This window comes from Geodermatophilus sp. SYSU D01106 (assembly GCF_054049995.1).
Map to the genome: position 1 here is coordinate 29782 of NZ_JBJGYM010000022.1, position 13158 is coordinate 42939.

A 13158-nucleotide genomic window follows, 5' to 3' on the forward strand; every position below is an offset into this window, starting at 1 on the left:
CTGGCCGGTGTGGTCGACTGGCCGCATGCCCGTGTCCCCCGCCGAGTTCAGCGCCGCCCTGCGCCGGTACGCGGCGGGGGTGGGGCTGCTGACCGTCCGCGACGACATCGACGACGTCGGCACGACCGTCACCTCGGTGATGAGCGTGTCGGCCGACCCGCCGCTGGTGGCGGTCGGGCTCACCGCGGACGGCTACCCGGCGGAGGTGCTGGAGGCCGTGGGCTCGTGCGCGGTCAGCGTGCTCGCGGCCGGGCAGGCGATCCTCGCCAGCCGGTTCTCCTCGGCCGGGCGCCCCTCGGCGCGCCACCTGCTGGAGGGCGTGCCGTGGTCGCGGGCGCCGCACAGCGGGGCGGTGGTGCTCGACGGCGGCGTCGTCGGACTGGACTGCCGCCTCGACCGGCTGGTGGAGGCCGGGGACCACGTGCTCGCGCTGCTCGCCGTCGAGGGGGTGCCGGTGCTGCACGAGGACGCCGCTCCCCTGCTCCGCCTGGGCGGCCGCTACGTCGACGCCCCCGGGGGCCGATAGCGCGACAAAGGCCCCGACGGTCGGCGTGACCTGGGACACAGGCGCTTCCCGGCGCGGGCAGGTCTAGCGTCGGGGGCGATGAGCGAGCCGCAGACCCCCGTGCCGTCCGCGCTCCGGCGCGCCCTCGCGCGCGCCGAGCGGGGGGTGACCCTCGACGCCGGCGAGGCGGAGACGCTGCTCTCGGCGAGAGGCCTCGGCGACGGTGAGCCGCTCGACCGGCTGCTCACCGCCGCCTCCCGGGTGCGCGACGCGGGCCTCGCCTCGGCCGGCCGCCCCGGCGTCGTCACCTACAGCCGCAAGGTCTTCATCCCGCTCACCCACCTGTGCCGCGACCGCTGCCACTACTGCACGTTCGTGACCACGCCCGGGCAGCTGCGGGCCCAGGGGAAGGCGCCGTTCCTCTCCCCCGACGAGGTGCTCGACATCGCCCGGCAGGGCGCGGCGCTGGGGTGCAAGGAGGCGCTGTTCACCCTCGGCGACCGCCCCGAGGACCGCTGGCCGGTCGCCGCCGAGTGGCTGGAGGCGCACGGCTTCGACTCCACGCTCGGCTACCTGCGCGCGATGGCGATCCGGGTGCTGGAGGAGACCGGGCTGCTGCCGCACCTCAACCCCGGGGTCATGACCTGGGAGGAGGTGCAGCGGCTCAAGCCGGTGTCGGCGTCGATGGGGATGATGCTCGAGACGACGGCGACCCGGCTGTGGTCCGAGCCCGGCGGCCCGCACTTCGGCTCCCCGGACAAGGAGCCGGCCGTGCGGCTGCGGGTCCTGGAGGACGCCGGCCGCTCCGCCGTCCCGTTCACCACCGGCGTGCTGCTCGGCATCGGCGAGGACGCCGCCGAGCGGGTCGACGCCGTCCTGCAGATCCGGGCCGCGCACCAGCGGCACGGGCACGTGCAGGAGGTGATCGTGCAGAACTTCCGCGCGAAGCCGCGCACCGCGATGGCCGCGCACGACGACCTCGCGCTGCAGGAGTACGTGGCCGCCGTGGCCGTCACCCGGCTGCTGCTCGGCCCGCGGGCGCGGGTGCAGGCGCCGCCGAACCTGTCGGACTCCACCGAGCTCGGGCTGCTGCTGCGCGCCGGCGTCGACGACTGGGGCGGGGTCAGCCCGCTCACGCCCGACCACGTCAACCCCGAGCGGCCCTGGCCGAACATCGACAAGCTGGCCGCGCTGACCGCGGAGGGTGGCTTCACGCTGCGCGAGCGGCTGGCCGCCCAGCCGCGGTACGTGCTGGAGCCCGAGCCGTGGCTGGACCCGCGGGTGCGCCCGCACGTGGCCGCGCTGGCCGGGCCCGACGGCCTCGCCGTCGAGGGCCGGGTCCCGGCCGGGCTGCCGTGGCAGGAGCCCGACGAGGCGTGGGTCTCCACCGGCCGCACCGACCTGCACGTGGAGGTCGACACCCTCGGGCGCACGTCGGACCGGCGCGGCGACTTCGACGCCGTCTACGGCGACTGGGCGGACCTCCGGGACCGGACGACGGCGGCCCGCGACGGCTCCTCCACCGCCCTGGCCGTCGGCGACCCCGAGGTGCACGCCGCGCTGCGCGCCGCCGAGCGCGCCCCGGCCGGCCTCAGCGACGCGCAGTACCTGGCGCTGCTCGGCGCCGACGGCGCCGACCTCGAGGCGCTGACCGCGCTGGCCGACGGCGTCCGCCGCGACGTCACCGGCGACGACGTCACCTACGTCGTGAACCGGAACGTCAACTTCACCAACGTCTGCTACACCGGCTGCCGGTTCTGCGCGTTCGCCCAGCGGCGCACCGACGCCGACGCCTACACGCTCTCGCTGTCCGAGGTGGGCGACCGGGTCGACCGCGCGTGGGCCGCCGGCGCCACCGAGATCTGCATGCAGGGCGGCATCCACCCCGACCTGCCGGGCTCGGCCTACCTCGACCTGGCCCGCGAGGTGAAGCGCCGGCAGCCCGGCATCCACCTGCACGCCTTCTCCCCCATGGAGATCGTCAACGCCTCCGCCCGCACCGGGCTGTCGTTCGAGGACTTCCTGCGCGCGGCGCGGGAGGCCGGCCTGGACAGCGTTCCGGGCACGGCCGCGGAGATCCTCGACGACGACGTCCGCTGGGTGCTGACCAAGGGCAAGCTGCCCGCGGCGACCTGGCTGGAGATCATCGGGACCGCGCACCGCGTGGGCATCCCGACGACGTCGACGATGATGTACGGCCACGTCGACACCCCGGCGCACTGGGTGGCGCACCTGCGCACGATCGCCCGCCAGCAGGACGAGACCGGCGGGTTCACCGAGTTCGTGCTGCTGCCGTTCGTGCACCACAACGCGCCGATCTACCTGGCCGGCGTCGCCCGGCCCGGGCCGACGGTGCGGGAGAACCGGGCGGTGCACGCCGTCGCGCGGCTGCTGCTGCACGGGCGGATCTCGAACATCCAGACGTCGTGGGTGAAGCTCGGCGACGTCGGCACCCAGGCGGTGCTGCAGGGCGGGGCCAACGACCTCGGCGGCACGCTCATGGAGGAGACGATCAGCCGGATGGCCGGCAGCGAGAACGGCTCGCTCAAGACCATCGCCGAGCTCGAGGCGATGGCCGCCGCGATCGGCCGGCCCGCTCGCCAGCGCACCACCGGGTACGGCACCCCGACCGACGAGCGGCTCGCCACCGCCCGCTCGGAGGAGGGCCGCCGGGCGCTGACGCTCTCGATCACCCCGGCCTGAGCCGGGCGGGCACCGCCGGCCGATGAGTCCGCCCGGGCCGCGCCGTCTCCCCCCGTGACACCGGCACGACGCGAGGGAGCACCGATGCTGACCGACACGAGGGCCTTCAGCGGCATCGCCGTCCGCGACCTGGCGGCGGCCCGGCAGTTCTACGGGGAGGTCCTCGGGCTGCGGACGTCGGAGGACAACGGCAACCTCTGGCTGCACCTGGCCGGCGGCCGGGACACGTTCGTCTACGAGCAGCCCTCCGCCACCCCGGCGAGCTACACCGTCCTCAACTTCCAGGTCGACGACGTCGGCGCGGTGGTGGCCGAGCTGACCGCCCGCGGGGTGCGCTTCGAGCGCTACGACGGCATCCCGCAGGACGAGCACGGCGTCATGCGCGGGCGGGGCCCCGACATCGCCTGGTTCACCGACCCGTCGGGCAACGTCCTGTCGGTGCTCGCGGGGGGCCGAGCCGCGGGCTGACGGGCCCGGACGCGCCGATGGGCCGCCGCGGGAGGTCCCGCGACGGCCCACCGGGTCACGCCGTCAGCCGACCGGGTAGTCGACGACGTACCGCGGCTGGCCCTGGTTGCTGGTGTCGGCCTGTGCGCCGACGTCGTTGACCACGTGCCGGATCACGCCGATGCCGTCGAGGTGGACGGTCATCACGTGGTGCAGCCGCACCCCCGGCGTCTCCGGCACCTCGAACCCGCGCTCGGTCGTGATCCCCGGGGCGGCGTTGCGCTGGTAGCCGTAGACCCCGCCGCCGTACAGCTGGTGCCGCTGCACGTCGTCGGCGACCTTGTACCCGGCCCAGCCGAGCGTGCCGTCGGGCTGCTGCCAGTCGGCCTGCGAGGGCGGGTCGTAGGGCAGCTCGTTCTGGTACAGCACCGTGGTGCCGTCCTCGCCGTTCCAGATCGTGTTGAACGTCTGGAAGTGCTCCACGAACAGCCCGGTCGCGGTCACCCGGTCGCCGTTGACCTCCGCACCCACCCGGCCGGTGTTGGTGCGCCACCGGTCGGTGTCGCCGAGGTAGCCGGCGGTGAAGGACTCGAGGCCGTGGTCGGCTCGCCAGACCCAGGTGTGGTCGATGAGCACGTCGTCGCTGTTGACCTCGAGCGCGGTGTCCACCTTGCCCACGTGCGGGCCGCCGACGCGGAAGTAGACGTCGGACAGCGTCGTCGGGTCGGCCGCGTCGGACCGCCCGCCGTTGCCGTTCGGCTTGCCGACCTGCAGCAGCGCCGGCGACTCGACGGCGCCCGCGTCGATGGTCACGCCGGCCACGACGACGCCGGGGACGTCGGCGACCGTCATCGGCACCGCACCCCGGGCGGCGGTCAGCGTCGCGTGCCCGATGCCGAGCACCACGGTGCCCGCGCGCTTGACGTCGATGCTGCGCGCGACGTCGTACACGCCGGGCGTGAGCAGCAGGTGGCCGCCGCGGGCCAGGTGGTTGTTGATCTGCTGCACCGGCGTCGACGGCGTCGCCACGAGGAACTCGCCGATCGGGATGGTGCGCCCCGCCGTCGTCCCCTCGTCCCAGCTCACCCCGCGGGTGTCCTGCCGGGCCGCGGGCACCCGGACGTTCCACCGGCCGTCGTCACCGACGAACAGGTAGGGCTTCTCCCGGCTGACCGGGGTGGTGTCCAGCGTCGTGTACGGCGGGTTCGGGAAGCCCACCTCCGACGGCGCGCCCTCGACGCCGGCGAACACCTGGTTCCACACGCCGTTGGACCACGAGGCGAGCGAGCTGTTGCGGGTCAGCCACTGCTGCTGCGAGCCGTTGACGACGTCGCCGAACGCGGAGTCGGCGATGAACCCGCCGCTGGCGTACTGCGGGCCGGCGGTGCAGTAGTCCATCAGCGACAGCGTGCCGCCGGTGACCTGCACCCGGCGCAGCGAGACCGCCTGGGAGACCGCCCAGAAGTTGGCGGTGGAGCGGCAGCCGTCCTGGCCGGCGGCGTTCACGTCGACGGTCAGGTTGGACACGGTGCGCCAGAAGTTGTTCAGCGCGATGCAGTTGCTGGTGCCGCCGCCGTCGAGGCAGCGGTTGTAGCTCTCGACCTTGCCGTTGATGACCACGTCGGAGGGCTGCTCGCCCAGGCCGGTGATCTCGGTGTAGTAGCCGACCTTGATCTGCAGCGGCTGCTCGTCGGTGCCGTACGTGCCGGGCCGGAAGAGGTAGGCGTAGCGCTCGGTGCCCATCTCGTTGTCGCGCTGGCGCTCCCAGGTGGCGTCGAGCGTCGCCTGGATCTGGCTGACGGGCATGGACGGGTCGAAGACCGTGACGTTCTGCCCGAGGGCCGGCGCGGTCGGGCTGGTGGAGGGCGGCGGGGCGGCGGTGGCCACGCCCGCGGTGAGGGGCGAGACGGACAGGGCCGTCGCGACCGCGAGGGCGGCGCCGAGGCGGCGCCGGGCGGGAGAGGGAGCTGCTGGCTGCACGGACGTCCTCATCGTCGAGGGTGTACGCACGGTGTGACTGCTGTCACGGTGCGGTCACAACGTAGACGATCCCGTCTCGCCTGCCACTCCCCTCCCGGGATCAGGTGGCCGGCAGCAGCTCCCGGCCCGCGGGCGCCGCGGCGGGCAGCGGCTCGTGGTCGTGCACCGGCGCCGGCTGCGGCCGGCCGAAGAGGTAGCCCTGCGCGTGCGAGCAGGCCAGGTCGCCGAGCAGCGCGTGCTGCTCGCGGGTCTCCACGCCCTCCGCGACGACCTCCAGCCGCAGGCTGCGGGCCAGCTCGATGATCGAGGCCACCAGCGTCGTCGAGCGGCCCTCGGAGCCGAGGTCCTGCACGAAGCTGCGGTCGATCTTGACGATGTCGGCGGGCAGCCGGCGCAGGTAGGACAGGCTGGAGTAGCCGGTGCCGAAGTCGTCGATGGCGATCCGCACGCCCAGCTCCCGCAGCGCCCCCAGCTGGCCGACCACCTGGTCGACGTCGCGCAGGAGCACGCCCTCGGTGACCTCGAGCGTCAGCTGCCCCGCTGGCAGGCCGGCGGCGGCGAGCACCCGGGAGACGGTCCCGACGACGTCGTCGTCGGCGAGCTGGCGCGGCGAGAGGTTGACCGCGATGCCGATCGGCCGGCCCGACTCCGCGGTCCACGCGGCGGCCTGCCGGACCGCCTGCTCGAGCACCCAGCGCCCGATCCCGACGATCGAGCCGGACTCCTCGGCCAGCGGCACGAACTCCGCCGGGGGCACCAGCCCCCGCTCGGGGTGCTGCCAGCGCACCAGCGCCTCGTAGCCGGTGGTGACGCCGTCGGCCAGGGAGATCGTGGGCTGGTAGTGGACGGTCAGCTGGCCGGCGGCCGCGGCGACGGCGAGGTCCTCGACCATCGTGGCCTTGTCCTCGGCGGCCTGCGCCATGCCCGGCGAGTAGCGGACCAGGCGGTTCTTGCCCAGCGTCTTGGCCCGGTACATCGCCAGGTCGGCGTTGCGCAGCAGCGTCCCGGGCCGCCGGTCGCCCGCGGTCGCGGTGTCGGCCACCCCGATGCTCACGTGCACCGACAGCGGCCGCCCGCCGGCGTCCACCGGCTCGGCCAGCGACGCCAGCACCCGCTCGCCGACCCGCTCGGCGACGTCGGCCCCGCCGTCGACCACGACGGCGAACTCGTCGCCGCCGAGCCGCGCGACGGCGTCCGAGGGCCGGGTGCTGGCGCGCAGCCGCTCGGCGATCGCGGTCAGCAGCTGGTCCCCGGCGGCGTGGCCGCGGGTGTCGTTGACGTCCTTGAAGTCGTCCAGGTCGAGGAACAGCACGCTGACCGGGCCGGGGCGGGCGGCCAGCAGCCGCTCGGTCAACTCGAGCAGCAGCGTGCGGTTGGCCAGGCCGGTCAGCGGGTCGTGCAGGCCCTGCTGCTCGTTGAGTCGCCAGGAGGCCAGGTGCGCCAGGCTCGCGGCCAGCACGAACACGCCGTGCACGACCGCCCACAGCCACGGGTCGTGCTGCGCGGAGGCGTGCCCGAAGACCTCGTGCGGGAACAGCGCGCCGAGCGCCCCGTGGTGGAGGACGACGAAGGCCAGCGCCAGCCCGAAGGGCCACCAGTCCTGGTAGAGCGAGACCACCCCGACGACGACGAAGAAGGCGAAGTGCGCCTCGGTCAGGCCGTCCATGACGTGCACCAGCAGCGCGCAGGCGACGAGGAGGCTGAGCGAGGTCCCGGCGGCGCGCATCCGGCGGCCGGCCCCGAGCAGCAGGCTGAACGACAGCGGGTAGAGCGTGAGGGCGGCCGAGACGAGCACCGCCACGACCGACTCGCCGCGGGCGAGCGCGAGCGCCGCGAGGCCCGCGGCGCCGAGGACCGACAGCCGCAGGATCATCGTGTGCCGGCGCTGCCAGATCTCGTCGGGCAGCAGCCGGCCCTCGGGGAGCAGGGCGCGGACACGGGCGAGCACGCGGGGGGCCATGCGGTCCCATCGGCGGGATCGGTCGTGCACGACAGGATCGGTCCGGTTCCGCTCCCCCTTCCGGGGTGAGCGGCGCTCAGACGGTGGCGACCGGCTCCGCCCGGGGCGCGGGGACCACCACCGGCGCGGCCGGCACGTCGTGCGCCGGCTGCGGGCGGCCGAACAGGTGCCCCTGGGCGTGCGAGCAGGCGAGGTCGCCGAGCAGGGCGTGCTGCCGGGCGGTCTCCACGCCCTCCGCGACCACCTCCAGGCCGAGGCTGCGGGCCAGCTCGATCATCGAGGCCACCAGCGTCGTGGAGCGGCCGTCGCTGCCGAGCTCGGCGACGAAGCTGCGGTCGATCTTCAGGACGTCGGCCGGCAGCCGGCGCAGGTAGCTCATGCTCGAGTAGCCGGTGCCGAAGTCGTCGATGGCGATCCGCACGCCGAGCTCCCGCAGCGCCGCGAGCCTGCCGACGACGCGGTCGACGTCGCGCAGCAGGACGCCCTCGGTCACCTCCAGGGTCAGCTGGCCCGCGGGCAGGCCGGCGTCGGCCAGGGTCGCGGCGACCAGGGCGACGACGCCGTCGTCGTCGAGCTGCCGCGGCGAGAGGTTGACCGCCATGCCGACCGGCCGTCCCGCCTCCGCCGACCAGACCGCCGCCTGGCGCACCGCCTGCTCGAGCACCCAGGCGCCGATCTCGACCACCTGCCCGCCGGCCTCGGCCTGCGGGATGAACTCCGCCGGCGGCACCAGGCCGCGGGTGGGGTGGTGCCAGCGCACCAGCGCCTCGTAGCCGGTGGTGCGCCCGTCGGAGAGGTCGACCGTCGGCTGGTAGTGCACCTCCAGCTGCCCCGACGACGTCGCCAGCGACAGGTCGGCCAGCAGGTCGACCTCGTCCTGGGCCGCCTCGGCCATGCCCGGCAGGTAGCGCACCAGCCGGTTCTTGCCGAGCGCCTTGGCCCGGTACATGGCGAGGTCGGCGTTGCGCAGCAGCGTGCCGGGGCGCCGGTCGCCGGCGGTGGCGGTGTCGGCGACGCCGATGCTCACGTGCACGGCCAGGGGGCGACCGCCGATGTCGATCGGCTCGGCCAGCGCCGCGAGCACCCGCTCGCCGACGGCGGCGGCCTCGTCGGCGTCGCCGTCGACCACCACGGCGAACTCGTCGCCGCCCAGGCGCCCCACCTCGTCGTCCTCGCGGGTGCACGCCCGCAGCCGCTCGGCGATCGTGACGAGCAGCTCGTCGCCGGCAGCGTGACCGCGGGTGTCGTTGACGTCCTTGAAGTCGTCCAGGTCGAGGAACAGCACGCTCACCTGGCCGCCGCGGCGGGCCAGCCGCGCGACGATGCCCTGCACCAGGCGGGTGCGGTTGGCGAGGCCCGTGAGCGGGTCGTGCAGCCCCTGCCGCTCGTTGAGCCGCCAGGAAGCCAGGTTGGCCAGGCTCGCGGCCAGCACGAAGCCGCCGTGCACGCACGCCCACAGCCACGGGTGGCGGAAGGCCGCACCGTGGTCGAACACGGAGTGCGGGAAGAGCGTGCCGACGGCGCCGTGGTGCAGCACGACGACCGCCAGCGCCAGGCCGAACGGGAGCCGGTCCTGGTACAGCGACACCAGCCCGACGACCACGAAGAAGTGGAAGTGCGCCTCGGTCAGCCCGTCGGCCACGTGCACCAGCAGCACCGACGTCGCCAGCAGGCTCGCCGTCGTGCCGGCCGCGCGCAGCGTGCGGGACGCGCCGGGCAGCAGGCAGAACGACAGCGGGTAGGCCGCCGCCGCGGACGCCGCCAGCGCCGCCGCCGGTGACCAGTCCCGGAGCAGCGCGAGGACGCCGATCGCCACCGCCTGCACCGCGGCGAGCCGCAGGAGCACGGTGTGCCGCCGCTGCCAGACCTCGTCGGGCAGCGGCCGGCCCTCGGGGAGCCAGCGGCGGAGGCGGCCGAGCACGGGGACGTCCATGCGGCGGGTATCGGCCGCACATCCGCACCGGATCAGTTCCGTTGCGTAGTGGTCACCCCGCGGGGTGAGCGGAGCGGAACGAGGCCGTGCGCAACAGCCAGCCGGCACCGGGTAGGACGGCGCGGTGCGAGCCATCACCTACACCCGGCCCGGCGGTCCCGAGGTCCTCGAGCTGACCGACCGCCCCACCCCGCAGCCCGGTCCCGGCGAGGTGCTCGTGCGCCTCGCGCGGGCCGGCGTGAACCCGACCGACTGGAAGTCCCGCACGAACACCCAGCCCGGCCCCGAGGGGCAGGTCCCGGGCCAGGACGGCGCCGGCACCGTGGAGGCGGTCGGCCAGGGCGTCGACGCCGCGGTCGTCGGCCAGGCCGTGTGGGTGTGGGAGGCCGCCTGGCAGCGCCCATGGGGCACCGCCGCCGAGTACACCGTCGTGCCGCTGCAGCAGGCGGTGCTGCTCGGCCCCGACCCCTCGTTCGAGCTCGGCGCGGCCCTCGGCATCCCGTTCCTCACCGCGCACCGCTGCCTGACCCTCGGCGAGTCCGTGCCCGACCGGGTCGGCCCCGGCTCGCTCACCGGCCGCACCGTGCTCGTGCAGGGCGGCGCGGGCGCCGTGGGCAACGCCGCGATCCAGCTGGCCCGCTGGGCCGACGCCACGGTGATCGCCACGGTGAGCAGCCCGCGCAAGGCCCAGCTGGCGGCCGCGGCCGGCGCCTCGCACGTCGTCGACTACCGGCAGCAGGACGTCGTCGCCGAGGTGCGGAAGGTGGCTCCCAAGGGCGTGGACGTCGTCGTGGAGGTGTCGGCGGCCCGCAACGCGGCCGTCGACGCGCAGGTCGTCGGCATGCACGCCGCGGTCGCCATGTACGCCGACGACGGCGGCGCCGAGGTGACCATCCCGGTACGCGCGCAGATGGCGCCGAACGCCCGGTGGAACTTCGTGCTCGTCTACACCGAGCCCGAGCGGGCCAAGGTCATCGGCGTCGAGGACGTCAACGCCGCGGTGCTCGACGGCGCCGTGCGGGTGGGCGAGGACGCCGGCCTGCCCCTCCACGTCTTCCCGCTGGCCGAGACCGCGCAGGCACACCAGGCCGTGCAGGACGGGATCACCGGGAAGGTGCTCGTCGACGTGACCGCCTGATCAGGCGGGCGTCATCGAGGGCAGGCGCTCGGTCCGCTCCGCCACCCGCCAGGCGGCGTGGGCGGGCAGGGCGCGGCTCCACGCCTCGCCGTCGTCGGTGCGCCGCCCGTCGCCGTGCAGCGGGGTGCCGCCGCGGGCGTGCTGCACGCCGTAGGCGACCTGGACGAGCTTGGTGCCCACGCCGCGCCGGCGGGCGGCCGGGCCGACATAGACCTGGTGCACCAGGCCCGGCCCGGTCCACCAGCGCAGGGCGGCCACCTGCTCCTCGCCGCGGACCCCGGCGCGGCGGGCCTCCGCCGCGGTGAGCACCGTGCCGTCGGCGAAACGGGCGTCGGAGAAGGCGACGAGCGTCGTGGCCGGCGGGGCCGCCGCCGGCTCGGGCAGCTCGACGTACCAGAGCAGCGGCGCGGTGGGCATCGCCACCTGCACCGACCGGACGCGGTCCCCGGCGGCGTCCGCGCGCACCAGGAGCTGCCAGCCGCCGGGCAGGCGGCCGTCGGGCAGGTCGACGACGCTGCCGGCCGGGAAGGCGTCGCCGAGGACGGCGGCCAGCACCCGCTGCGCCGGCGAGCCCGGCTCCCCCTCGGCGGGGAGCCGGGCCCACCAGCCGGTGCGCGGACCGTCAGGCACGGCGGGCGCGGCGCCGCAGCACCCCGATGAGCACGACGACCAGCGCGACGAAGAGGACGCCGAAGCCCCAGAGGGTCAGCTCCGACCCGCCGCCGGTGGTCTCGAGAGCCGGCTCGTCGACGGCGTCGGCCACGGGCGCGGGCGAGCTGCTGCCGCCCGTCCCCGTGCCGGCCCCGGAGGTCCGCCCGGCCGAGGTCGCCGGCGCGCCGTCCGACTCGGCGGCGGTCCCGCCGGCAGTGTCGCCCGCGGTGCTGGTCGTGCCGCCGGTCGCCGTCCGCCCGGTCCCCGCGGGCGCGACGGCCGTGCCGGTGCCGGTGCCGCCCGCGGTGCCGGTGCCGGAGCCGGTGCCCGTGCCGGTGCCCGTGCCGGTCGACGTGCCCGTGGTCGGCCCGGCGCCGGTGGTGGTCCCGGTGCCGCCGTCGCCGCCGGTGGGAGGCGTGCCGCCGGTGCCGGTCCCGTCCGGGACGCTCGTGTCGCCGCCCGTGGAGCCGCTGTCCCCGCCGGTCGAGCCGGTGTCCCCTCCGGTCGAGCCGGTGCCACCGTCGCCCGGCACGGGGACGACCGTGTCGCCGTCTCCGCCGGTGTCCCCGTCGGACGGGCCACCGTCACCGGCGGGCGTGCGGGTCAGCGGGCGCGTGAGGGCCAGCGGAAGCGACACGTCCCCCGCGACGGTGAAGGTGGTCGCGGTGTCGGGGTCGTAGCCGGCCGGCGGGTCGGCCGGCTGCAGCGTCCACGAGGAGCCCGGCAGGAGGTGGCCGGTGTGCACCAGCACGCCCTGGGCGTTGCTCGTCGCGCTACCGAGGTCGGTGCCGCCTGCCGCGGGCCCGCCCCCCTCGCCGGGGACCGCCGTCCGCGACGGGTAGCCGTCACCGGTGAGCACGTAGGCGGCTCCCTCGACCGGCACCTGCTCGTCCCCGACCAGCGTGGTGACCGTCGTGGTCACCGTGGTGCGGAAGACCGACTGGACCGGCACGGCGACGTCCTGGCCGGTCCAGCAGTCCGGCCCGGCGCCTCCGAGGAACACGAGCCCGAGGTCGGGCTGGCAGATGCCGACCGTGCCCAGGACGAGGCCGGCCGGGTCGGCGAAGCCGGTCCCCGCACCGGTGACGACCGCCTCGTAGACGCCGTCCACGAGGCGCTCCTCGTCCGTCTCCTCCCAGAGGCCGGCCATGGTCGCCGAGACGGTGCACTCGCCCGCGGGGTCCGTGGTGCAGGACGCCCGCCAGCCGCTCCCGTCCACCGCAGTCAGCGTGACGGTCGTACCGGAGAGGTCGAGGTCGTCGGGCACGGGCCCCTGGGGCGCGACGGTGAACGTGACGTCCTTGCCGGTCCCGAAGGTGGGGACGATCGGCTCCGGACCGGGCTCGGGCGCCGGATCGGGGGTGGTCTCCGGCGTCGGCTGGGTCGTGGGCACCGTCGGCGCGGGGACGACGGGTTGGGTGGCGTTGCCGTTGCCGTTGGCCGCGCCGTTGCCCCCGGGGACCGAGTCGCCGACGCCCTGGCCGTTCGTCGCGCCCTGACCGGAGCCGCCGACGCCGCCGGTCCCCTGTCCGTTGCCGTTCCCGCCCCCGGTGCCGGGCACGGGGTTGAGCGGCGGCGCCGTGTCGGCCGGCCTGTTCTGCCCGGGCGCGTTGCCGTTGTTCGCGCTGCCGTTGCCGTTGCCGGTGCCGTTGCCCGCGCCCTTGTCCGGGCCCGCCAGCGCGGGGCCCGCGGTCGCGCCGGCCACCACCACCAGTCCCAGGCCGAGGGCGGCACCGCGGGAGGCGCCGCGGCGCCACGGGGATCGAGTGAGCTGGGCGGGCATGGGATCTCCTGACACGGTCTCCTGCGACCGTCGTCAGGAGCCGGTCGGAGGGTGCCGC

Annotated in this window: 9 protein-coding genes; 4 read left to right on the forward strand and 5 right to left on the reverse strand. The window is 75.7% G+C overall.

The window, feature by feature from the left end:
* Window positions 1-25 precede the first annotated feature (25 nt).
* The 3 genes from ACI78R_RS19285 (at window position 26) to ACI78R_RS19295 (ending at window position 3676) form a co-directional block, all read left to right on the forward strand.
* On the forward strand, window positions 26-526 hold the full coding sequence (locus ACI78R_RS19285) for a flavin reductase family protein (protein ID WP_073419095.1): 501 nt from the start codon (window positions 26-28) through the stop codon (window positions 524-526).
* Between the two features lie 78 nt (window positions 527-604).
* Window positions 605-3208, forward strand: a complete 2604-nt coding sequence (locus ACI78R_RS19290) for a bifunctional FO biosynthesis protein CofGH (RefSeq protein ID WP_457041932.1) — start codon at window positions 605-607, stop codon at window positions 3206-3208.
* 84 nt (window positions 3209-3292) lie between these two features.
* On the forward strand, window positions 3293-3676 hold the full coding sequence (locus ACI78R_RS19295; RefSeq protein ID WP_457041933.1) for a VOC family protein: 384 nt from the start codon (window positions 3293-3295) through the stop codon (window positions 3674-3676).
* Between the two features lie 63 nt (window positions 3677-3739).
* Here ACI78R_RS19295 and ACI78R_RS19300 read toward each other — a convergent pair whose 3' ends face one another.
* The 3 genes from ACI78R_RS19300 to ACI78R_RS19310 form a co-directional block, all read right to left on the reverse strand.
* Window positions 3740-5635 (reverse strand): glycosyl hydrolase family 28-related protein, encoded by a 1896-nt coding sequence (locus ACI78R_RS19300; protein ID WP_457041934.1) that lies wholly within the window; start codon window positions 5633-5635, stop codon window positions 3740-3742.
* A gap of 100 nt (window positions 5636-5735) precedes the next feature.
* Complete coding sequence (locus ACI78R_RS19305; protein WP_457041935.1) at window positions 5736-7595, reverse strand: putative bifunctional diguanylate cyclase/phosphodiesterase; 1860 nt, start codon at window positions 7593-7595, stop codon at window positions 5736-5738.
* A 76-nt stretch (window positions 7596-7671) separates the two neighbouring features.
* Window positions 7672-9528 (reverse strand): putative bifunctional diguanylate cyclase/phosphodiesterase, encoded by a 1857-nt coding sequence (locus ACI78R_RS19310; RefSeq protein ID WP_457041936.1) that lies wholly within the window; start codon window positions 9526-9528, stop codon window positions 7672-7674.
* A gap of 124 nt (window positions 9529-9652) precedes the next feature.
* Here ACI78R_RS19310 and ACI78R_RS19315 point away from each other — a divergent pair, with 124 nt between their 5' ends.
* On the forward strand, window positions 9653-10666 hold the full coding sequence (locus ACI78R_RS19315; protein ID WP_457041937.1) for an NADPH:quinone reductase: 1014 nt from the start codon (window positions 9653-9655) through the stop codon (window positions 10664-10666).
* Here the strand turns inward: ACI78R_RS19315 and ACI78R_RS19320 are convergent, their stop codons facing one another.
* On the reverse strand, window positions 10667-11296 hold the full coding sequence (locus ACI78R_RS19320; RefSeq protein WP_457041938.1) for a hypothetical protein: 630 nt from the start codon (window positions 11294-11296) through the stop codon (window positions 10667-10669).
* Window positions 11289-13100: a hypothetical protein gene (locus ACI78R_RS19325; protein WP_457041939.1), complete on the reverse strand. Its 1812-nt coding sequence runs from the start codon at window positions 13098-13100 to the stop codon at window positions 11289-11291. Before ACI78R_RS19325 ends, ACI78R_RS19320 begins: the two co-directional genes overlap by 8 nt.
* Window positions 13101-13158 lie beyond the last annotated feature (58 nt).